This window comes from Phocaeicola sp. HCN-40430, from assembly GCF_037890285.1.
Lineage (GTDB): Bacteria > Bacteroidota > Bacteroidia > Bacteroidales > Bacteroidaceae > Phocaeicola > Phocaeicola acetigenes.
Map to the genome: position 1 here is coordinate 91874 of NZ_JBBKBS010000001.1, position 26443 is coordinate 118316.

Sequence of the window (26443 nt, forward strand, 5' to 3'; positions counted from 1 at the left end):
TATATTAAAACAGAATCACCCTTACCGCAGAAAACTGTGATAAGGGTGATTTCGTTTTAGATGTATTTTAGAATAAGACCTTTATGTCAGTAGATGACCGTATTTTTTGCGTAACCATCGGTTGAAGAAGAAGAGCAACACCAAAGCACCAGCTATGGGAAGGTAAAAGTCCAGTGAGATGTGCTCCAAAAGATGCGAGGTGGAAGTACGCAGCGCATTCAGCATGGTTTTTCCATAAAGCCATCCGATACAGCCGATTGCCGCTATCACCGTCAGTATTAATGCTATCCGCATTCGGAGTTCCATCCGTTTCTCTTTTAAGCGGGCCTCTTCCTCTATCCGTAGCATCATACGGTATGTAAAATTGCTGGACAGCCGGTAAGTAGGTTGTTGCTGTAAAGCTTTTTTTATTCCTTTGTCTTTTTCAGTCATATCTCTTAGTCTTTTGTTTTCATTAATACATATAGTTTTTTTCGCAAGCGATATAGTTTGACTTTAATGTTTCCTTCGCTTTGATTCAGTATATGTGCAATCTCCGCAATGGTTTTTTCTTCTTCATAGAATAAAGTCAATAAAGCTCTTTCATCGGGAGGAAGCAGTTCCAGTATATTCCGTAATTTCTCCAGATTCTCTTCTGTCTCATCGTCCAAGGCCTCGTCTATTTCTGTTTCCGAGACGGTATTCCATAATTTATCGTCGAAAGTCAGTACCTCCGTCTGCTTTTTTCTTAAGGCAGACAGTGCTGTGTTGTAGGCTATGCGATAAATCCAGGTGGAGAAGCTGCTGTTTCCATTGAACGAAGACAGATGCTCGAAAGCCTTCATGAAAGTATCCTGAGTCAGCTCTTCTGCATCTTCCTCCGAACCTACCATGCGGACTATGAGGGAAAAGACCTGCGTGCCGTAGGTATCGAGGAAATAGGCAAACTCTCCTGTCTTTCCTGCCTGTATTTGGGTAATAATATGTAGTTCGTCTGTTTTCATTTGTCTTTTTAGACGCAGAAACAAAATAAAAGGTTACAAGCGGAAGAAAATATTTTTATCTTGTAACCTCTTTCTGTTTTTTGCGTCTAAAGGGGCAAAGAAACAAAAAAATGTAGAACTAAAATATGATATTATGGAAGAATTGATGGTAGTAGCCAATGTGGCAATTGTATTTGGAGTAATTTATAAATTGTTTGAATTGTTTGCAGGACGTCGTGAACGTATTCTGATGATTGAAAAACTGGCAGATAAGTTGGACGCCGAATCGTTGAAAGAAGGAAAGTTGCCGGCTTTTCATTTGCCTGCTTCTAGTTCCGGATTACGTTTGGGATGTTTGCTGGCAGGACTTGGCTTAGGCTTATTGGCAGGTTATGCTTTGGTTGTCGGTACTCAGCCGGAGTATTTCTCCGATTCTTATTCTTCGCGTGTAGGTGAGACCGTATCGATTATTTACGGAGCTTGTGTCTTGTTGGGTGGAGGTGCCGGACTGATTGTGTCATTTCTGATTGAAGTGGCAAGGGCTAAGAAAAACAAATAAGGTTATATAGAGAATGAAGCAGTTGCTTCAAATCTTGATGTGATAGTATTATAACTCTCTTATTACTTACATTTTGTTTTACTCTGTAATCGGCGACGTCGTATATACAAACAGCGTCGCCGATTGTGTATTCGATGTCGTTGGTTGTGGGAACAACGTCGCTGGTTATCTTACTCTGCCTGTATGGATAACTTTTTATATGATTCGCTATGGTCTGATTATCTGGTATCCACCAAAAAATGTTATCTTTGCGGTGCAAATACAATAGGATGGATAAGAAATGGCGATATAATGATTTTTCCGGCTTCTTGGCTCGTATGTTTCCTTTCAAGGTACAGAAGATTTCTGTAAATGCCGGTTTTACCTGTCCCAATAGAGATGGCTCGAAAGGATATGGCGGGTGTTCCTATTGTAATAACCAGACTTTTAATCCGGCTTATTGCCGTACGGAGAAAAGCGTATCACAGCAGTTGGAGGAGGGGAAAGCATTCTTTGCACGCAAGTATCCGGAGATGAAATATCTTGCTTATTTTCAGGCGTACACCAATACTTATGCCGAACTGGAGGAGTTGAAACGTATGTACGAAGAGGCTTTATCTGTAGAAGGAGTAGTGGGTATTGTGATTGGTACTCGTCCGGATTGTATGCCCGATTCTTTGCTTGATTATCTGGTTGAACTGAATAAGCGGACCTTTCTGTTGGTGGAATATGGCATCGAAAGTACGAATGATGAAACATTACGTCGCATCAATAGAGGACACGATTTTGCCTGTACAGCCGATGCGGTACGTCGTACGGCTTCGAGAGGGATATTGACAGGAGGGCATGTTATATTGGGACTTCCCGGAGAAGGTAAAGAAGAGCTGATGGCACAGGCTGAGGCTTTGTCGGAGCTTCCGCTTACTACCCTGAAGTTGCATCAGCTTCAATTAATCCGGGGAACGCGGATGGCGTTGGAATATGCCAAAGAGCCTGATTCGTTTCATCTGTATTCGGCAGACGAGTACATCGATTTGGTAATCGACTATATTGAGCATTTACGTTCCGATATAGTGCTGGAACGCTTTGTATCGCAGTCGCCCAAAGAGTTGCTTATCGCACCAGACTGGGGATTGAAGAATCATGAATTTACAAATAAAGTAAAGAAGCGTTTGGTGGAACGCGATGCATGGCAGGGAAAGTTTTGTAGTAAAAATAATATAACGTATTAATTTAGTAAGTAAAAAACAATGAAACTGAAAGGTAATGTACATTATGTTGGTGTAAACGACCGTAACAAACATTTGTTTGAAAATCTGTGGCCGTTGCCCTATGGCGTATCTTATAACTCTTATTTGATTGCAGACGAAGAAAAAGTGGTTCTGGTAGATACGGTAGACGTTTGTTATTTTGAACTGTATCTGAAGAAAATCCGCAATGTGATTGGAGACAGAAAGATTGATTACCTGATTATTAATCACATGGAACCGGATCATTCGGGTTCTTTGGCTTTGATCAAGCAGCATTATCCCGATATTGTATTGGTAGGTAACAAGAAAACTTTCGATATGGTGGAAGGTTACTATGGGGTAACCGGTGAGCGTTTGGTGGTAGCCGACGGTGATTCTTTGAACGTAGGACATCATAAACTGAACTTCTATCTGATTCCGATGGTGCACTGGCCGGAAACAATGGTTACATTCGATTCTACTGAAGGAATCTTGTTTGCAGGTGATGCCTTTGGCTGCTTTGGAGCATTGAACGGCGGATGTATCGATAAGGATATCAATACAGATATTTATTGGAACGAAATGCGTCGTTACTACTCAAACATTGTGGGTAAATTCGGAAATCCGGTACAGAAGGCTTTGCAGAAATGTAGCGGTCTTGATATCAAGATGATTTGTTCTACTCACGGTCCGGTATGGGAAGAAAATATTGCCAAGGTAGTAGACATGTACGATAAGATGAGCCGCTATGAAGCAGAAGAAGGAGTAGTGATTGCTTACGGTACTATGTATGGTAATACAGAAGAAATGGCTGAGACCATTGCCGAAGAACTGAGCGCACAGGGCATCCGTAATATTGTGATGTATAATGTGTCACATACACATCATTCGTTTATTCTGTCGGATATCTTCAAGTATAAAGGATTGATTGTAGGCTGTACTACATACAATATGAATCTTTATCCTGAGATGGAAGCTTTGTTGAGTAAGGTAGCTGCACGTGAGATGAAGAACCGTTATATGGGATATTTCGGCTCGTTTACATGGGCTAGTGCTGCAGTGAAGAAGTTGTGTGAATGCAGTCAGAAATTGAATTTCGAATTGGTGGGTGAACCTGTAGAAATGAAGCAGAGTATGAAGGCGGATAGCTGCCAGAAGGCTAAAGAATTGGCTAGAGCAATGGCAGAGCGCTTGAAAGCCGACCGTTAAGATGATATATTAACCGGACAGAATGTACATTGTACATTCTGTCGGAAATGAATTCTCCCTTTATGCTATTGGCTGATGTAGCCAGAAGATAAAGGGAGAATTTGTATATAAACGAATCTAAAAGAGCAGCTTTATTTCGATAAACTGAAGCGCAATCCGAATTGCAGGTTGAAGTTGAACGGGTGTTGCTTGCGTATAGTTTCTACATCGCTTCCATCATCAAAGTAATAAGCCATACCAGGTTCAATGTAGATACCGAATCGTTTGACTATGTTTACCTGTGCTCCTACAGCAGCCATTACCGACCATTGCAGAGGAGATATATCCAGCGATCTCGTCTCTTTTTCTATGCTGTTGGTATCGTATGCATAAATAACTTCCTGTTTCCCCGATACGCATTTCTCCATCATTCCTCCTGCAGAAGCATAGAAGTAGAACAGCTTGTTTTGCCAGATGGTACGGTGTATTTTCAGAGGGATACCAATATAATGTAGTTTTTGTTCTTCTTCTACGTACGATTGGGATCCCGAATGAAGTTCGGAAGACAGTAAAGTATAATTCAATCCACTTTCAATGGCCCAGTCGTCATTCAGATTCCATTTTACAGAAGCTCCTATTGTGACAGGAGTGCGATGACGTATATCGGTTTGAGTGACTTGTTCTCTGTTATTCAATAAAACCTGACTATAAGCAGCTTCTACCCGGTTGGTTGGATTGAGTGTTTCGAGCGACATGGCCCGTGTGTCCAAACGTCCAAAGCCTCCGAAAGAGGAAGAGGTGGAATAAGGAGTGTTTCCTGCAGTTACCCCCACAGACCATTTCTGTTTATTGGAAGCCTTGGATTGTGCGTATGCCAGATATTGATTTCTCTGCATTTGCCTTTTATCAGCTTCCATACGCTGCTGGCGAAGTTGCTTGGTGTCTTCTGTATTTTCCTTTTCTGCTTTCGTGATGTTATTTTCTTCTGTTTTTTCACTTTCTTCTTTTATGATAGCAGGTGCCGGAACTTTTTCTTCAACCGGCAAAGTAGCATAGGTTTGTGGTGATACTTCGTCTGTTGTTTTCTTTATTTGTCCTTGGGCAAGGTACTCATGCGCTTCGGAAGGTGTAACTTCTTTTACCGTGACCTGAGGAAGTGGACTTTCATTTACAGTATGAGGTTGTACTTCCTGTGATGCGACAGGTATCTGTTGTATATATTGTGCCGAAGGAGAAGACCAGAACCAAACTGTCAATGAAGAAACAGCCAGTACCAGTACTGCTGCTGCAGCTGCTGTTTGCCATCTGCGCCACATTGGAATAACCTTGGGAGCAGGCAATTCTTTTTCCAGCTCTTCCCATAGATGAGAGGGAAGCGGTTCGGAATAGTCTTCCAAGCTTTTACGTATATCCTGAATCCATTTGTCCTCTTTCTTCATTGTGCTATTTGTTTTCTATATTCGTTAATTCTTTTTTGCAATAAACTTTTGGCACGGTAGAACTGTGACGATGAGGTATGTTCTGCAATGCCTAATAAAGAAGCTATTTCTTTATGACTCTTGTTCTCGAAAATATATAAGTTTAATACCATTCGGTATCCTTCCGGTAATTCTCTGATAAATTTCATGAGAACAGAGGGAGGAATTTCGTTTATTGAATTTTCGTTTTCATTGGTTTCCTGATCGGGTACTTCTTCCATCAATACCTCTTGCTGCATCTGGGTATTGCGTTTCCTGAGAAATCCCAGTGCTTCATTTACCATTACTTTGGATAGCCAGGCCTTTAAGGAGCCTTCGCCCTGATAGGTAAATTGTCCAATTGATTGAAAGATGCGTAAAAATCCGTCGTGCAGAATATCTTCTGCACTTTCTCTATCGCCGGAATAACGGAGACAAATAGCCATCAGCTGACCGCCGTAACGCTCATAAAGAAGCTTGCGGGCTTTGTTATCTGCTCGCTTACATTGTAACGCCAACTCTTCTTCTGTCATATCCGGTTTTTATTCTCTGTTTTTATTCTTAAAATGAAGATGAGGTAAATTTACTGCATCTGATTCATTACTTTTTTTTATTAATGTATTTTAACAAACAGGCATGCAGTGAACTTTCTTTTCTTGTATTTAAGAGATGAACTAAAAAAAGAAAGTGTATAATGAAACTTCTAAAACAAATGCATTGCATGTCCCTTGTATTAGGGAGTATTTTCCTTTCATCTTGTTTGAATGATGATGAGCCGGAAGGATTTTATTCTACGTTGGGTACAGTTACGGAAGTGGGCACTAATCTGACTTTTGAATCGGACTCTTACGGCTTGTTAAAGCCTACTAATCCGAACTGGTTTATTGCTGAAAAAGCAGACTCAGTCGGGCAACGTGTATTGGCTGGTGTTCAGTTTTATGAAGGTGAGAAACGAAATAACGAAAATACTCCTGCTTCTGTTCAGATAGTAGAACTCTATAAGGTCCTGACTAAAAACGTAGATGATATAAGAAATGGTGAAGAAGATATATATGGAGATGACCCTGTGCATATTGCTGTAGCTTCTGTGACTAAAGAGCATCTGAATATTCAGTTTACGCTCGCATCTTCTACATCGGGAAAGCCGCATCGCATCAGTCTGGTACTGACGGAAGAAAGTGTACCTGATGAAAATGGAATACTTCCGGTAGAGTTCCGTCATAATGCTGAAGGAGATTTGCCTGATTGGGATACCAGAGGCTGGGGAATTGCTTCGTATACTTTAGCGAGTATAGATGAAAAATACCCTGATACGGAAATTAAAGGATTTAAGATTCTATATTATGACGAATCTGGCTCGCATGCACAATGTATAGTGAAACGGCAAGCGATGGATAGAATGATTATAAAACCTTTGACCGTTTCTTCTGTAATGCACTCTTTTTAAAATTATATATTAATGAAAATCCCGGTAGGACCGACATTGGTTGTCCGTCACTACCGGGTCTTTGTTTTTATAGAAGAGTGTTTATTTTACATAAGTAGAATCGTCGAAGCGATATCCTCGCAAGAAGTCGGTAACTTCCATTCGTTTTTTTCCTGCTAACTGTAAGGAACGTATATTCAGATATCCGTCTGTAGTAGCAACGCGGAAGTAAGTTTTTTTATCTGTATCGATACTGCCCGGTTGATAGTTGTGTGAGCAATATTGTTTTTCTGTTTCGAATATCTTCAGCATTACCGGTGCTTGTTCTCCTTGGTGAAGCTCTGTCCATGCAGCAGGGTAGGGAGACAATCCTCGTACGAAATCGTATACCTTCTTTACTCCTTGCGTCCAGTCTATGCGACAGGTCTCTTTAAATATCTTAGGAGCCGGACGCAGTTCTTCTATTTGAGCCAGTTCTTCTTGCGGAGTTGTCTTTACGTTACCTTCCAGAATGGCATCTACAGTCTTTAGTACCAAATCTCCTCCTAACATCATCAGGCGGTTGTATACAATTTCTACGTTATCTGTATCTGCTATAGGTACCCGTACCTGATCGATGATTTCACCTGTATCAATTTCATGCTTCAGGAAAAATGTCGTAATTCCAGTTTCTGTATCTCCGTTGATGACCGCCCAGTTGATGGGAGCAGCTCCTCTGTATTGTGGTAATAGAGAAGCATGAAGATTGAAAGTTCCCATAGGAGGCATATTCCAAACTACTTCGGGAAGCATACGGAATGCCACCACAATCTGCAAGTCGGCTTTCAGTTCACGAAGCTCGGCCAAGAACTGTTCGTCTTTCAACTTTTCCGGCTGAAGCACTTTCAAACCTTGTGATACGGCATACTGTTTTACCGGACTGGGTTGGAGTACACTGCCATGACGTCCCATTGGTTTGTCGGGCATGGTAATAACTCCTACTATATTATATCCTCCTTCTACCAGCCGCTTCAAACTCTCTACGGCAAATTCGGGAGTACCCATGTATACAATTCTTAAGTCTTTCTTATTCATATGTATGTCTTTTGTATTTATTCAGTTGAAAAATCTACCAAGACCTGACGGTATGTGTTCAGCATTTTCGATTTCGAAACGAAACCAATGTACTTGCCTTCTTCATCTACTACCGGTAAGTTCCATGCTTGAGTATCATCGAACTTTTTCATGATTACTTCCATGGAATCTGTATTGATAATACGTGCCGGTGGAAGATTCATGAAACGTTCTACATAAAAGCGATGGTATAATTCCTGTCGGAACATGATGTTTCGGATATCATCCAATACTACAATACCAATCAAATGATCCTGAGTATCGACAACAGGGAATAGGTTACGATTTGATTTTGAAATCACTTTTACCATTTCTCCCAAGTCCATGCTAGGGTGTACTTTCAAGAAGTCGGTTTCCACAATACTTTCAATATTCATCAATGTCAAGACAGCCTTGTCTTTATGATGTGTAATCAGTTCTCCTTTTTTAGCCAGACGCATGGAGTAGATACTGTGAGGCTCAAAAACAATGATGGTAAGATAGGCACTGACTGATACAATCATCAGCGGGAGGAAGAGCTGGTATCCTCCGGTGAGTTCGGCAATCAGGAAGATTCCGGTCAGCGGTGCATGCATGACTCCCGACATCAGTCCCGCCATTCCCATCAGTGCAAAGTTCTTTTCGGGAATGAATACATTACCTATATGAAACTCGTTGCATACGTACGAAAATACAAAACCGGTAATACAGCCTAAAAACAAACTTGGTGCAAAGATACCACCGCATCCGCCACCTCCATTGGTCGCACTGGAGGCAAATACTTTGAACAGGATGATAAGTATAAGGTATAAAACCAGCAAACTGCTGCTGCCGTAGAACAGTGAGTTGTTCATTACGGTTTCCCATTCAGCATTTGTGGTTCCGTTCAGCAGGAGTGAAATGGTATCGTATCCTTCACCGTATAGTGGAGGAAACAGGAAAATCAATACACTCAGCATTGCACCACCTATCAAGAATTTGATATAAGGATTGCTGTAACGGCGGAAAATGTTTTCTATCCAGTTCATGGAGCGGGTGAAATACCAGGCTACCAATCCGCAGAATATACCTAAGGCAATAGCATAAGGAATACGTTCCAGTGCAAAAGGATAATCCAGATGAAACTGGAACATTGCTTCCGTACCGGTGAGCAGATAGGAAACCGATGCAGCTGTGACACTGGTAATCAGCAGTGGAAGCAGCGAGGCCATGGTAAGGTCAATCATCAGTACTTCGAGGGTGAAGACCAATCCTGCAATAGGAGCTTTGAAGATACCCGATACAGCACCTGCCGCACCACATCCTACAAGTAGCATCAGTGTACGGTGATCCATACGGAAGATACTACCCAGATTGGAGCCGATGGCAGAACCTGTCAGTACAATCGGAGCTTCGGCACCGACCGAACCACCACATCCGATGGTGATGGCTGATGCGCATACAGACGACCAGATGTTATGGCGTTTAATACGACTCTGTTTCCGTGAGATAGCATAAAGGATTTTGGTCACTCCATGACTGATATCATCGCGTACTACTTTCCGGATGAAAAGACTTGTCAGTAAAATACCGACTACCGGATATACAAGATACAACCAGTTTACTCCTGTTGAGTCGAAATTTTCTGTCAGAAACTCTTTGATGTACTCTACCAGGAATTTCAAAACATAAGCAGCAAAAGCGGTGAAGATACCCACCAGAAAGCTCAGGATTAAAATAAACTGTTTATCTTTGATATGTTTGCTTCTCCAGACAATAAATCGCTGAAGTAATGTCTTTTTTTCTTGAATGGATTCCATACTCTTGTCTTTTATTCCCGGATAATTTTGATTTCTCCTCCCTTGCCCAGTTTGATGATGCTTGAAGGTTTGGGGTGTCCGGTCTCTTCACGTCGGAAGTCCACTACATAGTCTACGGCTTGTTTGATTTCTTCTGTAATTTCACTGAATACAGCCGGTGCCGGTTGTCCGCTGATGTTGGCAGATGTCGAGACGATTGCTTTTCGGAAACGGAAACAAAGCTGTTTGGAGAACTCTTCTTCGGTTACACGGATGCCTACACTGCCGTCTTCTGCTATTAAGTTGGGAGCCAGATTGCGTGCATTATCATAAATAATAGTCAGCGGTTTTGTTGTCAGTTCAATTAAGTCCCAAGCTACCGAAGGAACGTCACGTACATAAAAATCTACCTTCACCGGACTGTCTACCAATACGAGCATTGCCTTGCTGTCCGCACGGTGTTTGATTTCGTATACTCTTTTTACAGCTTCTTCGTTGGTTGCATCACAGCCTATTCCCCACACTGTATCGGTTGGATATAAAATAACTCCACCCTTCTGCATCACTTCGCAGGCTTTTTTTATTTCGTCTTTCATCATAAGTTTTCTATTTTAGACACTAACAAGCAAAAGTACAAATGATTTTACGAGGACGCAAAAAACTTTCGCTAAATTTGCGGGAAAGAGAGGAAATGTATGTCAGACGGACGTAAGATTATTCATATCGACATGGATGCCTTTTATGCTTCTATTGAGCAACGCGACCATCCGGAACTGAAGGGGAAACCGGTGGCGGTGGGGCATGCCGATTTGCGTGGTGTAGTGGCTGCGGCCAGTTACGAGGCACGCCGGTATGGGGTACGTTCGGCTATGCCGTCGGTAAAGGCAAAGAAACTCTGCCCCGAATTGATTTTCGTAGAAGGGCGGATGGAAGTCTACAAAGGTGTATCGGCTCGTATTCATGAAATCTTTCACGATTATACGGATATCATTGAACCGATTTCACTGGATGAGGCTTTTCTTGATGTTTCAGAGAATAAGAAGCACATGGAACTGGCTGTGGATATTGCCCGGGAAATCAAGCAACGTATCCGTTCGGAACTGAATCTGGTGGCTTCGGCCGGTGTTTCTTACAACAAGTTTCTGGCAAAAGTAGCCTCCGATTATCGTAAGCCAGACGGACTGTGCACCATTCATCCCGAGCGGGCCGAAGAGTTTATCAGTACCCTTCCCATCGAATCGTTCTGGGGAGTTGGGAGTGTGACGGCCAGGAAAATGCATCTGTTGGGAATACACACGGGGAAAGACTTGCGGGCCTGTTCGCTTGAGATGCTGACACGGCAGTTTGGTAAAACCGGTCAGTTGTATTACGATTTTGCCCGGGGAATAGATTTGCGTCCCGTAGAAGCTGAGCGTATACGTAAGTCGATAGGTTGCGAGCATACCTTGGAGAAAGATATTACACTGAAGTCGTCAGTAATTATCGAACTTTACCATGTAGCCCGTGAACTGGTAGCACGCTTGGAGCGGAAAGAGTTCAAGGGGATGACTTTGACACTGAAGGTGAAATTCCATGATTTTTCCCAGATTACCCGGAGTCGCACTTCTTCCCGCTTGTTGTATAAACTGGAGGATATACTCCCCATGGCCAAGCAGTTGTTGAGTGAAGTGGACTATGAGCAACATCCTATCCGTTTGTTAGGATTGTCTGTATCCAATCCAAAGGATGAACAGCAAGAGCGTGTTCCGGAGTGGGTACAACTGGAGTTGGAATTTGAAAAATAACAAATTGTCATTTCTGACAAAATGATAATTTACCCCCTTGTAGAATGGCGTATTTGAACTTCGGTAGGAAAGTGCCGGGAAAAAAGGGTGTTTTTTGAAGGTTGATGAAGTGCAAAAAGATAGTATTTGCCGCGCTATTTATATATAAGTTCTGTATTTACCGTATTTCTTCTGTTTATTTGTCTGGTAATGTTTCGTGAATATGTAATTTGGTAATACGGAATTTGTCTTGTTTTGCTTGTGAAAAACAAAGAAAAGGAGGTAAAAAGTTGCTGTAAAATCTATGTTTGGTTGCGTTGGCAGATGCGATTAGTCGCATTAGCCGACGGTACTTGTATCGTTTCCTGTCAATACAAGTATCGTAAACTGTCGGTTCAATTGAAAAACCTTCTTGTTTAATGCAGTGTAATTCTGTTGTAAAACATGTATTTTACTCTGTTTTTGCCTGTTTTTGTCTCTTTTTCTTTTTGTGAATGAAGATTTTTCTTCAAATGCGTGTTATCGGAAAGTGCTGATTTCTTGAATTTGTATAGTGTAATCCCTTTTTTAATGTTATTTTGTTTTTCTTGTAAAATACCCTCAGAACCTTTTTGTGTGAGAAGTGTTTATAAAAAGAATCAGTTGAAAAAGATAAGGAGTAAAGTTTGTGTAAGTAATATTGACAAATTTTAATACTTAATCTTTCTTAAAGAAAGGCTTCATCTTTGATTATTTTTTAGTAACTTTGCCTACCAAATCGGTTTATAATAATGAGACAATTAAAGATTACCAAAAGTATCACTAACCGAGAGAGCGCTTCTTTGGACAAATACTTGCAGGAAATAGGTCGTGAAGACCTGATTACTGTAGAAGAAGAAGTGGAACTCGCTCAGCGCATTCGTAAAGGGGACCGTATAGCATTAGAGAAGCTTACGCGTGCGAACTTGCGATTTGTAGTGTCTGTAGCCAAGCAGTATCAGAATCAGGGATTAAGCTTGCCGGACTTGATTAATGAGGGAAACCTTGGTTTGATCAAGGCTGCCGAAAAGTTTGATGAAACCCGTGGTTTCAAATTCATCAGTTACGCTGTATGGTGGATCCGTCAGTCTATTTTGCAGGCTTTGGCAGAACAGTCTCGAATTGTACGTTTGCCCTTGAACCAGGTAGGTTCGCTGAATAAAATCAGCAAAGCCTTCTCTAAATTTGAGCAGGAAAACGAGCGTCGTCCTTCACCGGAAGAATTGGCTGACGAGTTGGAAATCCCGGTAGATAAGATTTCCGATACCTTGAAGGTTTCCGGACGTCATATCTCGGTGGATGCACCGTTTGTCGAAGGAGAAGATAATAGTTTGCTGGATGTATTGGTGAATGACGATTCGCCAATGGCAGACCGTTCGCTGGTTAATGAATCACTTTCGAAGGAAATCGACAGAGCACTTTCTACGCTGACCGAAAGAGAAAAGGATATTATCCAGATGTTTTTCGGTATTAATACGCAGGAAATGACGTTGGAAGAAATCGGGGACAAATTTGGGCTCACTCGTGAGCGTGTCCGCCAGATTAAGGAAAAAGCTATCAGAAGATTAAGACAAAATTCTCGTAGTAAGTTGCTCAAATCTTATTTGGGGTAATAAGATAAGGCTTGATTTTCGAATCTAAAAAGAGATTAAAGATGCGAAGTCCGGAAAGAACGGGCTTCGCATTTTTTATTGGTTTTTCTTATTAATTTATTATTTACCTTTTTTAGTTTGCCTATAAATGTTTACTTTTGTCACATTATATGTAAAATGATTTATTATGCGGTATCTGAAATTTGTTTGTTTCTTGTTGATAGCTTCTCTTGCTTTTCCTATGTGGGGAAAGAAGTCTAAGGATAAAGAGTATGGGGTGTATATAGCTGGAGTATCTGCTTCGTTTACAGATTCTTTAGTCTATTTTACCAACGTACAGTATGTAGATAGTGCTTCATTGGGAGAAAAAGGACTTCTGGATGGAAGAGCACAGTATAGTATCCAGCTGAAAGAGTATCTGGAAAGCAAGGAGAATGGAAAAAACCGTACTTGTTTTATCTATTTCAATAAAAGCAAGAAAAAACTGAATAAGGAAGTCAATAAGATTAGACAACGTTACCAGAAGGGAAAATCATTGATTATAAAGGATGTAAATCCGGAATTTAAGTTCGAAAAAGCCGAATTGTATTAATTTGACATGAAGAAACTTTTGTTATGCCTGTTTTCCATCCTGTTGTTGGTATCGTGCTCCAATGAATTGCCGGACTATCATCTTTCGGTAAAAAAGAATCGTACCATGCTGGCCTATTTGGTCGCCAATAATAATCTGGATGGAGATATTATGAGGAATGTGTTATGGATGTACGAAAATCTGGTTGCTTCTCCGGATAGTTGTACATTATTGGTTTATTATAAGCCAACTTCTTCGAATGATAATATTGATGTTCCTCAGATTCTGGAATTTCGGACTGACGGTTATGGCAATATAAACGGAATCCCGGTGATAGACTGGGGTGACATTACCATCAGCAAGATGTTGCAATATGCGAAAATTCATCAGGCGCGAGAGGGGCTTGCTACCGACCCGTATGTGATGGAGGATATCTTGAAAACGATGCAAAGTATAGCTCCTTCTAAAAGCTACGGATTGATTTTCGGTTCACATGCCAGTGGATGGTTGCCGGTTTCAACTACATATTCCGCCCGTTCTTTTGGGCAAGACGGAAGTAGTAAGAATGCTATTAATATTCCGGAATTGGCACAGACATTGGAAAGAAGTTTCCCAGCTGACAATCTCGATTTCGTAATGTTTGATGCCTGCATGATGGGCACTGCAGAGGTAGCATACGAACTTCGTAATGCTACACGGTATTGTTTTGCGTCGGTAATGGAAACACCGAGAATCGGAATGCCTTATGATCGTATATTCGATTTGCTGTATGAAGATGAGGTAAATTGGCAAAGCGTTTGCGATATTATCGTCAGTTTTAATGCAGAAGATGCCAGTCGTGCGTGGGGAACCTATGCAGCCTTCGACTGTACAAAAATGGAAGAATTGGCAGAAGTGGTGAAGGCGGAACTGACTCGAAACAAGGAAGCAGTGAAGAATTTTGATTATACGAAGGTACAACAGTACGGCGTGTCTTTAGATGAATATTCGTATAAATATTTTTCTTTCGATTTGGTGGATTATCTCACAAAAGTAAACGGAGGAACGGCTCCCGATGCCATACGGGATGCCATGTCGCAGGTAGTGGTTGCTAAGAATTGTTTATCGGGCGCCAGATATAATTTTAATGGACTTGTAATAGATGATAGCCGTTTTTGTGGTATGGGAATGTACGATCCTTGTAATGTAAATAATGGAACATGGAATACATATTATACTTCATCTATTGCCTGGTATAAAGCTGTGGGATGGGAAGAAGTAATGAATTGATTCTGATTTAATATGGCAAGAAAATCTTTTTTTTATCTATGGAGCGTATTGGGGGTATGCTGTTTGTGCGGGTGTTCGGATAAATCGCAAACAGCAGACGAGGTGACAGTAGTTGTCGCCGGTGATTTGCATTTTGATTTACCTCCCGAAACGGATCAGTACTATCATGTACGTGCTATTAATAATATAGAAGGCAAGTTCTGTTTTCCACAAGATGCCCCTCAGGGAATAGCAGGAACTACAGTCGGCAAACTGGATGGAGTTATTGTAGCAGGAGATATGTTTGATAAACCTCATCCCGATATACTGGATTTATATCGTCAGCGTTATGAAAGAAAAGAAGGGGATAAAAGTGTGAATTATCCTGTATATCCCGGATTCGGGAACCATGATATCGACCCTATATCCGGAGACTCTATGGCTAATCTGACGGGAAGGGCTTTCAATCTGTATTATTTGGATTCTTTGCTGTTGGAGAAATTGCAGCATAAAGAGATCTTGAACGTACATCCGTCAAGCCGCAGTTATTCATGGAATATCGGTCATGTGCATTTTGTGCAGGCTCAACGCTTCTCGGGAGATACCGTATTGGGCGAAGCGAATTGGAAATGGCTGGAAGATGACTTGGAAAAATATGCCTCAAAAGGTAATCCGGTGGTATATATACAGCACTATGGCGTGGATGATTGGGCGATTAAATGGTGGCCTGAAAGTGCCAGAGAACGTTTGTTCGACATTCTGGACCGTTATAACGTAGCTGCATTCCTGGTTGGACATACTCATGAACCTTCCGTACAGCATTATCGGGGGTATCCTATTTATCAAGTGAACAATGCGTGGCCCGATGAGGATGGAAACGGATCGTTTGCTGTACTTAAAATAAAAGGAAATAAGGTGGGCATAGCACATTGCCGTTGGACGGACGATAAAGGTAATTATGAAGTGGCTCCTCCTTTCCAGTATGAAACATTACCCAGAAAAATTGATAAAACTAAATAGACTGTATTGATATGGCAAATGAATTGAAGATATCTCCATCGCTGCTGTCGGCAGACTTTGGAAATTTGAAAGCAGACTTGGATAAGATTAACCAAAGTGAGGCCGACTGGCTGCATATCGACATTATGGATGGGGTATTTGTTCCTAATATCTCTTTCGGATTTCCGGTATTGAAATACGTGGCAGAACTGTGTCAGAAACCGCTTGATGTGCATCTGATGATTGTACAGCCCGAAAAGTTCATCAAGGAAGTGAAAGATTTGGGCACGATGATGATGAATGTGCATTTTGAAACTTGTCCGCATCTGCATCGCGTTGTACAGCAAATCAAGGAGGCAGGAATGAAGGCCGGAGTTACATTGAATCCGTCTACACCTGTGTCTATGCTGGCTGATATTATTACCGAAGTAGATATGGTATTGCTGATGAGTGTAAACCCTGGATTTGGTGGTCAGAAGTTCATTCCACATACACTGAATAAAGTAAAAGAATTGCGTGAACTGATTGCGCGTACAGGCTCACATGCATTGATTGAAGTCGATGGTGGAGTAAATCTGGAAACTGGTGCTCTATTGGCCGATGCCGGAGCTGATGTTCTGGTGGCAGGTAATGCTGTATTTAAGGCTCCCGATATGATTGATATGATTCATCAGTTGAAACAGTTGAAGAAGTAAAGTGTGGCAGCTGTATCCACATTGACAGCTTATCCTATATTCCGGTTGACCCTTGCGCTGGCAACCGGAATCTTTTTATCGGAACGATTGTTTTCCGGATATCTTTCTGTGTCTTTTCTTTGGGGATGTTTGCTTGCCGGTGCTGCGTTGGCAGCAGGAGTGTTTTTTATAGGAAAGTATCGTTTCCGTTTTTTCTTTGGTGGAATAATTTCCCTTTGTTTTATTATACTTGGTATGTTGCTTTCTACCCTTCGGGTAGAACAGGTGCGCTATGACTGGCTGGAAGAAGAGTGTGTCTATACAGCAATTGTAGAAGATATACCACAGCCTAAAAAGAAAACCCTGCAGGCCAAGGTACGGGTAATGGCACGGCAAGATACGCTTCAGAACTGCTGGATACCGGTAGACCGGTCTGTATTGTTGTATTGGATGCCCGATTCCTTGCAGGATACTCCTGCCATAGGAGACCGTATTTGTTTTCAGGCATGTATTCGTCGTCCTGCTTCGGCCGCTTTGCTTACCGGCTTTGACTATGGCAGATATTTGGAGGTACAGGGTGTGAGTGGAACTGCGGTCGCTTTTCGGGGAGACTGGAAGTTGTTGAAACGGGAAGCGGAACTCACATTCAGACAGCGGGCACTTCTGCTGAGAGAGTCTATTGTGCAGAAGTACAGTGAGTGGGGGCTGACTGGTGAAGTACTGGCTGTGGTATCGGCTCTTACTGTGGGAGACAAGAGCGATTTGACACCGGAACTGAAAGCGACCTATAGTGCAGCAGGGGTAAGTCATATTTTGGCATTGTCGGGACTTCATATAGGTATTCTTGCGATGATTCTTGGTGGTATTCTGTATCCGTTACGCTATTTGAGGGGCGGAAAGACAGGAATTGCTCTGGTGATAGTCAGTCTGTTGTGGGGATTTGCTTTTATGACAGGACTGAGTCCTTCTGTAGTTCGTGCTGTGACTATGTTCTCCTTATATATAATAGCTTCACTTTTTGTGGAAGATCGTTTCTCGGGTGGACATGCATTGGTATTAGCTGCTTTTCTGATGTTGTTGTATCAACCTCTTTATTTGTTTGACGTCAGTTTCCAATTATCGTTTATTGCTGTCTTGTCTATAATTCTGTTTTATCCGATATTTTCGTCTAAGTCGGTTCGCAATAAACCTTTAAAATATGTATGGAACACGATGGCTGTATCACTGGCAGCTCAGCTGGGTACCTTACCTTTGATATTGTATTATTTTGGAGCTTTTCCCACTTATTTTCTGTTGTCCAATTTGGTAGTAACTCCGCTTGCGGTTTGTATATTAGGTACTGCTCTATTGGCATTGTGTTTAGACATCTCGGCTGGGGTAGGGGTAAGCAGTCTGATTGTCGCTTGTTTGAAGGGAGGAGTAATTGCTCTTAATGAAACCATGGCATGGGTACAAGGTCTGTCTTCCTCACAGTTTACATCCATTTATTATTCGGAAACTCAGGTTGTGCTTTCTTTTTTACTGATAGCTTTCTTTTATTCTTGCTACAGAAAGTGGACTTTTCGTCGTTTATTGCCTTTTTTGATTGTACTGAATGTCTGGTTGGGGACGTTCCTTTCCGATAAGTTATTTCCGGAGCAGCATTATCTCTGTGTAGCCCGTTCTTCTGTATATATTAAGTATGGGAGAGAACTTACGCTATTGGATAATTCTTCCGGTATCTATCAAGTCGGTTCATTGTCTGTGGGACTGATAGATGATGGCCGGTGGAGAGAAAAACAATCGGCTTTTCCATTGGAGTTGGATTATATATATGTATGTAGGGGATTCAAAGGTAGTCTGTCCGATCTGACCAGCGTCTTTTCTCCTCGTCAGATTTTGTTCGATTCATCACTCAATGTTCGTTACAAGGAACGTTTGAAAGACGAATGTCGTGAAAGAGGTCTTTCTTATGCAGAGGTGGCGGAAGAAGGAATGCTGATTGCACTGGAATCCTAACAGTGGAATATAACTCGCATTGTGCAAAATCGGCCAATGAGTAATTGTCATTCCTGGAAAGAATAAAAACTTCAAACTTTACCTGTATGTAATCGGCTGATTTTGTAGATAACTCCAGGTAGAATCAGAATAAAATTTGTATTTTTGCTGCTTCAAAAATTTATACACATATGTTATCAAAAGTAATACTTCAGGCCAATATTGATAAAGTAGAGAAATACTTTGACCGAGCAGACAAAATAGTAATTGTTACACATGTGTCTCCCGATGGAGATGCTTTGGGATCTTCACTGGGACTATACCACTTTTTGGAAGGACAGGAAAAGAATGTTCACGTTATAGTACCTAATGCTTTTCCCGACTTTCTTCGTTGGATGCCTGGAGCAAAAGATATTATCCGATATGATAAATATGCTGAATTTGCCGATCAGTTGATTGCAGAAGCTGATGTAATCTGCTGTTTGGATTTCAATGCTCTCTCGCGCATTGACGCTGTAGCAGCATCAGTGGCAAAAGCAGAAGGACGTAAAGTGATGATTGACCATCATCTGAATCCGGAACCATTCTGTAAAGTAACGATTTCTCATCCGGAAATATCATCAACTTCTGAGTTGATTTTTCGTTTGATTTGCCGTTTGGGATATTTTAGTGATATTACCCGCGAAGGAGCTGAATGTATTTATACTGGAATGATGACCGATACAGGAGGTTTCAGCTACAACTCCAATAATCGTGAAATCTACTTTATTATCAGCGAGCTTCTGTCGAAAGGAATCGATAAGGATGCGATTTACCGAAAAGTTTTCAATACTTATTCCGAAGGCCGTTTGCGTTTGATGGGTTATGTGCTGTACGATAAAATGGAAGTATTCCCTCAATTCCGCTCTTCACTGATTTGGCTTACCCGTGAAGAACAAGGTAAGTTCCAGTATGTAAAAGGAGATACAGAAGGTTTTGTCAATATTCCCTTGCAGATGAAAGGAATTTGTTTCTCTGTATTCCTGCGTGAAGATACAGAGAAGAATATGATTAAAGTTTCACTTCGTTCTGTAGGTAATTTCCCTTGCAACAAGGTTGCGGCAGAGTTCTTCAATGGAGGCGGACATCTGAATGCCTCGGGCGGAGAGTTTTATGGCACGATGGAAGAAGCTATAGGGCTGTTTAAGCAGGCTTTGGTAAAATATGAGGATTTGTTGTTGAAAAACGAATGAAAGAAATCTCCCTTGAACGTTAAATAATTCATAATACGATAAAAAAGGAAGGTGTATATTAACCATTTTATTACTTTTGTCGTGATAAAACGAATAAAAATGAAAAAGATAAATTTTGTATTTACCATAGTATGTGCGTTGGCTTTTTGTTTACAGAGTTGTAACAATGGCAAAACGTATGCGGAGATGAAAGAAGAAGAAGCAGATGCTATTAATGCATGGATTAGCCGTAACAACATTAATGTAATCAGCGAAAAAGACTTCTATGCGCAGGATACAATGACAACAGAAAACCAGTATGTTCTGTTTGAAGAAAGCGGTGTATACATGAATATTATTCAGAAAGGTCCGAAGTATACCGAAGGAGAACATGCAGGCGAATATAAAGGAAAGGTACTGGGAGATGGCTCACAGGAAATACTTTCTCGCTTTGTGGAGGTTGCTATGCAGGAACGTTCTGATTTGGGCATGGTTGTGGGTGATACTTTACTGGCTAATATGGGAGTTCTTAACCCCGACTATTATATCTATGATGAGGAATTTAAGGTTACAATAGACGGTACTTCTTATTCGGCTACTTTTCAGGGACGCTCGCTGATGTATAATCAGTATGGCAGTACTGCGGTTCCTACCGGATGGCTGATTCCGTTGAAGTATGTGAAGCCTTTCCGAACTACCTCAAGTGAACAGGTTACAAGAGTACGTCTGATTGTTCCTCATGGTCAGGGCTCCTCTACAGCTTCCAAGTATGTGTATCCTTGTTTCTATGAAATTACTTATAATTTAGGAAAATAATTGTCATGACACTGATTAAATCTATTTCCGGTATTCGCGGAACCATCGGGGGAAAAGCCGGAGAAGGACTGAATCCGCTTGATATTGTAAAGTTTACTTCGGCTTATGCTACGCTGATTCGTAAAACAACTACTGTAAAAAGTAATAAGATTGTAGTTGGACGTGATGCACGTATCTCTGGAGAGATGGTGAAGAACGTAGTATGTGGAACTTTGATGGGGATGGGATTTGATGTGGTAAACATCGGTCTGGCTTCTACACCGACCACAGAGCTCGCTGTAACAATGGAAGGTGCTTGCGGTGGTATCATTCTTACTGCCAGCCATAATCCGAAACAATGGAATGCATTGAAACTGCTGAATGAGCATGGAGAATTCCTGAATGCTGAAGAAGGAAATGAAGTGTTGCGCATTGCAGAAGCCGAAGCATTTGATTTTGCGGATATTGATCATATTGGCAAGTATACTGAAGATAATACATATAATCAGAAACATATTGATAGTGTATTGGCTTTGAAGTTAGTGGATGTGGAAGCTATCCGCAAGGCTGATTTCCGTGTCGCTATCGATTGTGTGAATTCGGTGGGAGGAATTATTCTTCCTCAGTTGTTGGAGCGCCTGGGAGTACAGCATGTAGAAAAATTGTATTGTGAACCGACCGGTGATTTTCAGCATAATCCGGAACCTCTTGAAAAGAACTTGGGTGATATCATGAACCTGATGAAGGGAGGAAAGGCTGATGTGGCTTTTGTGGTAGACCCGGATGTTGACCGTCTGGCTATGATTTGCGAAGACGGAACAATGTATGGCGAGGAATATACATTGGTTACTGTGGCTGATTATGTATTGAAACATACTCCAGGTAATACTGTATCTAACTTGAGTTCTACTCGTGCTTTACGCGATGTGACCCGTAAATACGGTGCTGAATATAATGCGTCGGCAGTAGGTGAGGTAAATGTAGTGACCAAGATGAAAGATACTCATGCTGTAATTGGAGGTGAAGGAAATGGTGGTGTAATTTATCCTGAATCTCACTACGGACGTGATGCTTTGGTAGGTATTGCTCTTTTCCTTAGTCATCTGGCACATGAAGGCAAGAAGGTGAGTGAATTGCGTGCCGGATATCCTAACTATTTTATTGCTAAGAACCGTATCGATCTGACACCGGAAACAGATGTAGATGCTATCCTTGCAAAAGTGAAAGAACTCTACAAAAATGAAGAGATAAACGATATTGATGGTGTGAAGATTGATTTTCCGGATAAATGGGTACATTTGCGTAAGAGTAATACAGAGCCTATTATCCGTGTCTATTCGGAAGCTGCTACTATGGAGGCGGCCGATGAGTTGGGTAAACAGATTATGGATATTGTGTACAGCCTGGCTAAGTAAGAATAATTTTTTTGAGTGATATAGCCCCATCAGACAGAAATCTTTGTTTGATGGGGTATTTCTTTTTGTTACATTTGCCATCATTTTATCAAGAAACAAATACTATATGAGAAAGACACTTTTATCGGTAGCAGCTTTACTTTGCATGCTTACTGCTTGTACGAAAAACACGAATGAATGGGAGTTGGTATGGTCGGATGAGTTTGACGGAGAGGTAATTGATACAACGTGCTGGAGCAAAATACCTCGGGGAACATCCGACTGGGATAATTATATGTCTGATTTTGATTCATGCTATGCTTTGCGTGACGGTAATCTGGTCTTGAGGGGTATTGTGAATTATACTCAAAAGAATGATACGGCTCAATATCTCACCGGAGGACTTTATACACAAGGAAAACAAATGTTTACAGGTGGAAGAATGGAAATAAGAGCCAAGTTACAGGCGGGACGTGGAGTCTGGCCGGCGATATGGATGCTTCCTGAAAATATCAAATGGCCTGATGGAGGAGAAATTGATATAATGGAACGTTTGAATTATGATACAATTGCTTACCAGACCGTACATTCTTCTTATACGCTGAAAGGAAATGGTAACGATACCATTCCACCTCATTTTGGAACACATGCCATCAATCCTCAGGATTATAATATTTATTCTGTAGATATTTATCCAGATAGTTTGGTCTTTGCAGTCAACGGTAGTCATACTTTTACTTATCCTCGTATTGAAACTGATGAACCTGGACAGTTTCCCTTCTATTGTCCTTACTATCTGCTGATTGATATGCAACTTGGAGGCTCGTGGGTAGGACAGGTCGACCCGAAAGATCTTCCGGTAGAGATGTGGGTGGATTGGGTGAAGTATTACCGAAAACGCTAGTCTTCTACCCAAAGCATATCACTCATGATTCCGTCGGATACAAAGATACCCGATTCGGTCAGGCGCAGGACATGATTGGTTATCTCTAACTTCCCTTGTTTTAAGTGAGGCTGAGCCATCCGCAAGCAGTATTGGTAGAGAGAATCACCGAAATCGGACTTTAACTTGGATAGGGGCATTCCCCAAGAGGTGCGGATGGTAGTAATCACAAAATCATTATACCGGGTGTACAGATCGAGTTCTTCTATCTCGTACTCCGGTTTTTTTTGTTCAATACCTTGAATGTATTTCTCAATAGAAGCTACGTTCCATTGGCGGGAATGGCCATTATAGGAATGGGAAGAGGCGCCACATCCTAAATACTTTTTTCCCGTCCAGTAACTGGAGTTGTGACGTGAATGGAAGCCGGGAAGGCTAAAATTGGAGATTTCATAATGCTGGTATCCATGTTCTTTCAGTCGGTGTATGAGTGTGGTAAAGAGAGAAACGCTGAGATCTTCTTCTACCTCTTCTACTTGATGTTGTTGTCGCAGTTTCCACAAAGGGGTACCTTCTTCGTAAATCAGATGATAGGCTGAAATATGTTCGGGTTTCATTTCAAGAGCCTGTTGCAGGTCTTTCTCCCAACTTGCCATGGTTTCTCCTGGAAGACCATACATCAGGTCAATACTGATATTGTGGAAACCGGCTTCCCGGCACCGAGTGAAGGCCTCAATGGCCTGCTGAGCCGTATGACGTCGTTGAAGCAGTTTCAGTGTATTTTCGTTGAATGTCTGTATCCCCATGCTAAGCCGGTTGAAAGGCAAGGTACGCAACATGTGTATGTATTCCGGACTTAAATCATCAGGATTAGCTTCCAATGTAATTTCTGCTTCTGGACTGATAGGATATATTTTATATAAGGATGAAAAAATACGTTCAAAATCCTCTTTGGCAAGTTGTGATGGAGTTCCTCCTCCGAAATAAATGGTTTCTATTCTTTCTTCGTCGAGATAATCACGTCGTAATTCCAATTCCTGACACAGTGCATCAATATAAGCTGTTTTCTTTTCACTTTTTGTTGAAGAAAAGAAATCACAATAGATGCATCGTTTCTTACAAAACGGAATGTGAAGATAAATACCTGCCATAATTGTGGATTTTATTTCTTCGACAAAGATAGCTAAAGGCAAGAATCGAGACAAACGAAAACATAGTTTTCAAGTTTGATTTATACCAGGCAGCTTCTTGTCTTATGAAAAGAAGTATGAGGGTGAAAGTACTATAAATATATATGTGTGTCTAATAACATAGTTTAGTAACATGAATTGAATTGTTGTTTTTCTGATTCTATTTTTCTAATTTGCGCATCACTTTAAGAGATATGAAAAGCATATCCTTTTGTTTACTAATTAAATCTTGAAATACCATGAAAGTATATCAGACCAGCGAAATTAAAAACATTGCCCTCCTTGGCAATGATGGCTCAGGTAAAACCACCCTCACAGAAGCTTTGCTCTATGAGAGTGGTATTATAAAACGTCGTGGCAGAATTACTGCCAAAAACACAGTGAGCGATTATTTTCCAGTAGAACAAGAGTATGGCTACTCGGTGTTTTCTACTGTCTATCATGTAGAGTGGAATGGTAAAAAGCTGAATATCATCGACTGTCCGGGAAGTGACGACTTTGTAGGAGCTGCTATTACAGCATTGAATGTAACTGATACTGCAATTCTTTTGTTGAATGGTCAGTATGGTCCCGAAGTTGGAACGCAGAATCACTTCCGCTATACGGAAAAACTGGGTAAACCGGTAATCTTCCTGGTAAACCAGCTTGATAATGAAAAATGTGATTTTGACCGTGTATTGGAACAGTTGAAAGAGAATTATGGCTCTAAAGTAGTTCCGGTTCAGTATCCGTTAAGTACAGGACCCGACTTCAATTCGTTGATTGATGTACTTTTAATGAAAAAATATTCTTGGGGTCCTGAAGGAGGAGCTCCAACCATCGAACCGGTTCCCGAAGAGGAAATGGAAAAGGCGATGGAATGGCATAAAGCATTGGTAGAAGCTGCTGCCGAACACGATGAAACATTAATGGAAAAATTCTTCGAATCAGAGTCTTTGACCGAAGATGAAATGCGTGAAGGTATCCGCAAAGGATTGGCGGCAAGAGGTATGTTCCCTGTATTCTGCGTATGTGCCGGTAAAGATATGGGTGTACGCCGACTGATGGAATTCCTTGGTAATGTGGTGCCGTTTGTAGATGAAATGCCTACAGTACACAATACTCGTGGAGTACCAGTAGAACCTAAAGTTGATGCTCCAACTTCTTTGTATTTCTTTAAGACTGCAGTAGAACCTCATATTGGTGATGTGCAGTACTTTAAAGTAATGAGTGGTGTTGTGCGTGAGGGTGATGATTTGAGTAATGCGGATAGAGGCTCGAAAGAACGTATGGCTCAGTTGTATGTATGTGCAGGTGCTAACCGTGAAAAGGTAGACGAATTACGGGCTGGAGACATTGGATGTACTGTGAAACTGAAAGATGTGAAAACAGGAAATACCCTAAACGGAAAGGATTGTGAGAATCGCTTTAACTTTATTAAATATCCGAATCCTAAATATACACGTGCTATCAAACCGGTAAATGAAGCTGATACAGAAAAGATGATGGCTGTTTTAAATCGTATGCGTGAAGAAGATCCGACATGGGTAGTAGAGCAGTCTAAAGAGTTGAAGCAGATTTTAGTGCATGGTCAGGGTGAGTTCCATTTACGTACTTTGAAATGGCGTTTGGAAAATAATGAAAAACTTCAGGTACAATTCTTTGAACCTAAGATTCCATATCGTGAAACAATTACTAAATCTGCACGTGCTGATTATCGTCATAAGAAACAGTCGGGTGGTGCAGGACAGTTTGGTGAAGTTCATCTGATTGTAGAACCATATTATGAAGGTATGCCTGCCCCCGAACTTTATAAGTTCAACGGACAGGAATTCAAGATGAATGTGAAAGGAACTGAAACCATCGATTTGGAATGGGGTGGTAAACTGGTGTTTGTGAATAGTGTAGTAGGTGGAGCAATTGATGCTCGTTTTATGCCTGCTATTTTGAAAGGTATTATGAGTCGTATGGAACAAGGTCCGTTGACTGGTTCTTATGCACGCGATGTACGTGTCATTGTTTATGACGGAAAGATGCATCCGGTAGATTCAAATGAAATTTCATTTATGCTTGCCGGACGTCATGCTTTTAGTGAAGCCTTTAAAAATGCCGGTCCGAAGATTCTTGAACCTATCTATGATGTAGAAGTCTTTGTTCCAAGCGATAAATTAGGTGATGTAATGAGCGATATGCAAGGACGTAGAGGTATGATTATGGGTATGAGCAGTGAAAAAGGATATGAAAAACTGGCTGCAAAAGTACCTTTGAAAGAAATGTCGAATTATTCTACAGCGTTGAGTTCACTGACAGGTGGTCGTGCTTCGTTTATTATGAAGTTTGCTAGTTACGAATTGGTACCAACTGATGTACAGAATAAGTTGATGAAAGAATTCGAAGAACAGGAAAAAGAGGACGCGTAATTCTCAAGTTGTTGTTTTTATTTAACTAAACTTAAACAATTAGGTAGTTTTATTTGTTG

24 protein-coding genes are annotated in these 26443 nt (G+C 41.2%); 16 read left to right on the forward strand and 8 right to left on the reverse strand.

Annotation, left to right across the window (positions count from 1 at the left end):
* Positions 1-81 precede the first annotated feature (81 nt).
* Together WKU26_RS00355 and WKU26_RS00360 are read right to left on the reverse strand one after the other, a co-directional pair.
* The gene (locus WKU26_RS00355) at positions 82-432 is read right to left on the reverse strand and encodes a hypothetical protein (RefSeq protein ID WP_338158431.1); all 351 of its coding nucleotides are present in this window, start codon (positions 430-432) and stop codon (positions 82-84) included.
* A gap of 5 nt (positions 433-437) precedes the next feature.
* Positions 438-983: an RNA polymerase sigma factor gene (locus WKU26_RS00360; RefSeq protein WP_340320480.1), complete on the reverse strand. Its 546-nt coding sequence runs from the start codon at positions 981-983 to the stop codon at positions 438-440.
* Positions 984-1116: 133 nt separating this feature from the next.
* On the opposite strand from WKU26_RS00360, the gene WKU26_RS00365 reads away from it, so the two are divergent.
* From WKU26_RS00365 to WKU26_RS00375, 3 genes are all read left to right on the forward strand, one after another.
* Positions 1117-1521, forward strand: a complete 405-nt coding sequence (locus WKU26_RS00365) for a DUF6249 domain-containing protein (protein WP_269876856.1) — start codon at positions 1117-1119, stop codon at positions 1519-1521.
* Between the two features lie 269 nt (positions 1522-1790).
* Positions 1791-2732 carry a TIGR01212 family radical SAM protein gene (locus tag WKU26_RS00370; RefSeq protein WP_269876857.1) on the forward strand — a complete coding sequence of 314 codons (942 nt, stop codon included), beginning with the start codon at positions 1791-1793 and terminating at the stop codon, positions 2730-2732.
* A gap of 18 nt (positions 2733-2750) precedes the next feature.
* Positions 2751-3938 (forward strand): FprA family A-type flavoprotein, encoded by a 1188-nt coding sequence (locus WKU26_RS00375; protein WP_340320481.1) that lies wholly within the window; start codon positions 2751-2753, stop codon positions 3936-3938.
* A gap of 131 nt (positions 3939-4069) precedes the next feature.
* Here WKU26_RS00375 and WKU26_RS00380 read toward each other — a convergent pair whose 3' ends face one another.
* Positions 4070-5356 (reverse strand): porin family protein, encoded by a 1287-nt coding sequence (locus tag WKU26_RS00380; protein ID WP_340320482.1) that lies wholly within the window; start codon positions 5354-5356, stop codon positions 4070-4072.
* On the reverse strand, positions 5353-5907 hold the full coding sequence (locus tag WKU26_RS00385) for an RNA polymerase sigma factor (RefSeq protein WP_269876863.1): 555 nt from the start codon (positions 5905-5907) through the stop codon (positions 5353-5355). Before WKU26_RS00385 ends, WKU26_RS00380 begins: the two co-directional genes overlap by 4 nt.
* Positions 5908-6086: 179 nt before the next feature.
* Here WKU26_RS00385 and WKU26_RS00390 point away from each other — a divergent pair, with 179 nt between their 5' ends.
* Positions 6087-6821: a NigD1/NigD2 family lipoprotein gene (locus WKU26_RS00390; protein WP_445323194.1), complete on the forward strand. Its 735-nt coding sequence runs from the start codon at positions 6087-6089 to the stop codon at positions 6819-6821.
* Between the two features lie 81 nt (positions 6822-6902).
* Here the strand turns inward: WKU26_RS00390 and fmt are convergent, their stop codons facing one another.
* The 3 genes from fmt to WKU26_RS00405 are packed head-to-tail and all read right to left on the reverse strand — an operon-like array spanning position 6903 to position 10266.
* The gene (gene fmt, locus WKU26_RS00395; protein ID WP_340320484.1) at positions 6903-7874 is read right to left on the reverse strand and encodes a methionyl-tRNA formyltransferase; all 972 of its coding nucleotides are present in this window, start codon (positions 7872-7874) and stop codon (positions 6903-6905) included.
* 17 nt (positions 7875-7891) lie between these two features.
* On the reverse strand, positions 7892-9691 hold the full coding sequence (locus WKU26_RS00400; protein WP_340320485.1) for a chloride channel protein: 1800 nt from the start codon (positions 9689-9691) through the stop codon (positions 7892-7894).
* 11 nt (positions 9692-9702) lie between these two features.
* Positions 9703-10266, reverse strand: coding sequence for an L-threonylcarbamoyladenylate synthase (locus WKU26_RS00405; RefSeq protein WP_269877042.1), 564 nt, complete (start codon positions 10264-10266; stop codon positions 9703-9705).
* A gap of 99 nt (positions 10267-10365) precedes the next feature.
* On the opposite strand from WKU26_RS00405, the gene dinB reads away from it, so the two are divergent.
* The 11 genes from dinB to WKU26_RS00460 all read left to right on the forward strand — a co-directional run bounded on the left by dinB (position 10366) and on the right by WKU26_RS00460 (position 22816).
* Positions 10366-11454, forward strand: coding sequence for a DNA polymerase IV (dinB, locus tag WKU26_RS00410; RefSeq protein WP_340320486.1), 1089 nt, complete (start codon positions 10366-10368; stop codon positions 11452-11454).
* A 749-nt stretch (positions 11455-12203) separates the two neighbouring features.
* A complete protein-coding gene (locus WKU26_RS00415) occupies positions 12204-13064 on the forward strand; it encodes a sigma-70 family RNA polymerase sigma factor (protein ID WP_178266111.1) in 861 nt (286 codons plus the stop codon).
* A 166-nt stretch (positions 13065-13230) separates the two neighbouring features.
* Positions 13231-13635 carry a hypothetical protein gene (locus WKU26_RS00420; protein WP_269876870.1) on the forward strand — a complete coding sequence of 135 codons (405 nt, stop codon included), beginning with the start codon at positions 13231-13233 and terminating at the stop codon, positions 13633-13635.
* A gap of 6 nt (positions 13636-13641) precedes the next feature.
* Complete coding sequence (locus tag WKU26_RS00425) at positions 13642-14883, forward strand: clostripain-related cysteine peptidase (RefSeq protein WP_340320487.1); 1242 nt, start codon at positions 13642-13644, stop codon at positions 14881-14883.
* 12 nt (positions 14884-14895) lie between these two features.
* Complete coding sequence (locus WKU26_RS00430; protein ID WP_178266551.1) at positions 14896-15882, forward strand: metallophosphoesterase; 987 nt, start codon at positions 14896-14898, stop codon at positions 15880-15882.
* 11 nt (positions 15883-15893) lie between these two features.
* Positions 15894-16556 (forward strand): ribulose-phosphate 3-epimerase, encoded by a 663-nt coding sequence (rpe, locus tag WKU26_RS00435; protein ID WP_269876874.1) that lies wholly within the window; start codon positions 15894-15896, stop codon positions 16554-16556.
* Positions 16557-16559: 3 nt separating this feature from the next.
* Positions 16560-18533: a ComEC/Rec2 family competence protein gene (locus WKU26_RS00440; protein ID WP_340320488.1), complete on the forward strand. Its 1974-nt coding sequence runs from the start codon at positions 16560-16562 to the stop codon at positions 18531-18533.
* Between the two features lie 170 nt (positions 18534-18703).
* A complete protein-coding gene (locus tag WKU26_RS00445; RefSeq protein ID WP_178266548.1) occupies positions 18704-19744 on the forward strand; it encodes a DHH family phosphoesterase in 1041 nt (346 codons plus the stop codon).
* Positions 19745-19843: 99 nt separating this feature from the next.
* Positions 19844-20539, forward strand: a complete 696-nt coding sequence (locus WKU26_RS00450; protein WP_340320489.1) for a DUF4827 domain-containing protein — start codon at positions 19844-19846, stop codon at positions 20537-20539.
* Between the two features lie 5 nt (positions 20540-20544).
* Positions 20545-21933, forward strand: a complete 1389-nt coding sequence (gene glmM / locus WKU26_RS00455) for a phosphoglucosamine mutase (RefSeq protein ID WP_178266546.1) — start codon at positions 20545-20547, stop codon at positions 21931-21933.
* 106 nt (positions 21934-22039) lie between these two features.
* Positions 22040-22816, forward strand: a complete 777-nt coding sequence (locus tag WKU26_RS00460; protein WP_178266545.1) for a family 16 glycosylhydrolase — start codon at positions 22040-22042, stop codon at positions 22814-22816.
* Here WKU26_RS00460 and hemW read toward each other — a convergent pair.
* Positions 22813-23946 (reverse strand): radical SAM family heme chaperone HemW, encoded by a 1134-nt coding sequence (gene hemW, locus WKU26_RS00465; RefSeq protein ID WP_340320490.1) that lies wholly within the window; start codon positions 23944-23946, stop codon positions 22813-22815. The genes WKU26_RS00460 and hemW overlap by 4 nt on opposite strands.
* Positions 23947-24224: 278 nt before the next feature.
* Here hemW and WKU26_RS00470 point away from each other — a divergent pair, with 278 nt between their 5' ends.
* Complete coding sequence (locus WKU26_RS00470; protein WP_340320491.1) at positions 24225-26384, forward strand: elongation factor G; 2160 nt, start codon at positions 24225-24227, stop codon at positions 26382-26384.
* The last annotated feature ends 59 nt before the right edge of the window (positions 26385-26443 follow it).

What these genes read in the sequence shown, in the direction of transcription:
- WKU26_RS00355 (WP_338158431.1), bottom strand. Translation starts at nt 432, where the DNA reads ATGACTGAAAAAGACAAAGGAATAAAAAAAGCTTTACAGCAACAACCT.
- WKU26_RS00360 (WP_340320480.1), bottom strand. Translation starts at nt 983, where the DNA reads ATGAAAACAGACGAACTACATATTATTACCCAAATACAGGCAGGAAAG.
- WKU26_RS00365 (WP_269876856.1), top strand. Translation starts at nt 1,117, where the DNA reads ATGGAAGAATTGATGGTAGTAGCCAATGTGGCAATTGTATTTGGAGTA.
- WKU26_RS00370 (WP_269876857.1), top strand. Translation starts at nt 1,791, where the DNA reads ATGGATAAGAAATGGCGATATAATGATTTTTCCGGCTTCTTGGCTCGT.
- WKU26_RS00375 (WP_340320481.1), top strand. Translation starts at nt 2,751, where the DNA reads ATGAAACTGAAAGGTAATGTACATTATGTTGGTGTAAACGACCGTAAC.
- WKU26_RS00380 (WP_340320482.1), bottom strand. Translation starts at nt 5,356, where the DNA reads ATGAAGAAAGAGGACAAATGGATTCAGGATATACGTAAAAGCTTGGAA.
- WKU26_RS00385 (WP_269876863.1), bottom strand. Translation starts at nt 5,907, where the DNA reads ATGACAGAAGAAGAGTTGGCGTTACAATGTAAGCGAGCAGATAACAAA.
- WKU26_RS00390 (WP_445323194.1), top strand. Translation starts at nt 6,087, where the DNA reads ATGCATTGCATGTCCCTTGTATTAGGGAGTATTTTCCTTTCATCTTGT.
- fmt (WP_340320484.1), bottom strand. Translation starts at nt 7,874, where the DNA reads ATGAATAAGAAAGACTTAAGAATTGTATACATGGGTACTCCCGAATTT.
- WKU26_RS00400 (WP_340320485.1), bottom strand. Translation starts at nt 9,691, where the DNA reads ATGGAATCCATTCAAGAAAAAAAGACATTACTTCAGCGATTTATTGTC.
- WKU26_RS00405 (WP_269877042.1), bottom strand. Translation starts at nt 10,266, where the DNA reads ATGAAAGACGAAATAAAAAAAGCCTGCGAAGTGATGCAGAAGGGTGGA.
- dinB (WP_340320486.1), top strand. Translation starts at nt 10,366, where the DNA reads ATGTCAGACGGACGTAAGATTATTCATATCGACATGGATGCCTTTTAT.
- WKU26_RS00415 (WP_178266111.1), top strand. Translation starts at nt 12,204, where the DNA reads ATGAGACAATTAAAGATTACCAAAAGTATCACTAACCGAGAGAGCGCT.
- WKU26_RS00420 (WP_269876870.1), top strand. Translation starts at nt 13,231, where the DNA reads ATGCGGTATCTGAAATTTGTTTGTTTCTTGTTGATAGCTTCTCTTGCT.
- WKU26_RS00425 (WP_340320487.1), top strand. Translation starts at nt 13,642, where the DNA reads ATGAAGAAACTTTTGTTATGCCTGTTTTCCATCCTGTTGTTGGTATCG.
- WKU26_RS00430 (WP_178266551.1), top strand. Translation starts at nt 14,896, where the DNA reads ATGGCAAGAAAATCTTTTTTTTATCTATGGAGCGTATTGGGGGTATGC.
- rpe (WP_269876874.1), top strand. Translation starts at nt 15,894, where the DNA reads ATGGCAAATGAATTGAAGATATCTCCATCGCTGCTGTCGGCAGACTTT.
- WKU26_RS00445 (WP_178266548.1), top strand. Translation starts at nt 18,704, where the DNA reads ATGTTATCAAAAGTAATACTTCAGGCCAATATTGATAAAGTAGAGAAA.
- WKU26_RS00450 (WP_340320489.1), top strand. Translation starts at nt 19,844, where the DNA reads ATGAAAAAGATAAATTTTGTATTTACCATAGTATGTGCGTTGGCTTTT.
- glmM (WP_178266546.1), top strand. Translation starts at nt 20,545, where the DNA reads ATGACACTGATTAAATCTATTTCCGGTATTCGCGGAACCATCGGGGGA.
- WKU26_RS00460 (WP_178266545.1), top strand. Translation starts at nt 22,040, where the DNA reads ATGAGAAAGACACTTTTATCGGTAGCAGCTTTACTTTGCATGCTTACT.
- hemW (WP_340320490.1), bottom strand. Translation starts at nt 23,946, where the DNA reads ATGGCAGGTATTTATCTTCACATTCCGTTTTGTAAGAAACGATGCATC.
- WKU26_RS00470 (WP_340320491.1), top strand. Translation starts at nt 24,225, where the DNA reads ATGAAAGTATATCAGACCAGCGAAATTAAAAACATTGCCCTCCTTGGC.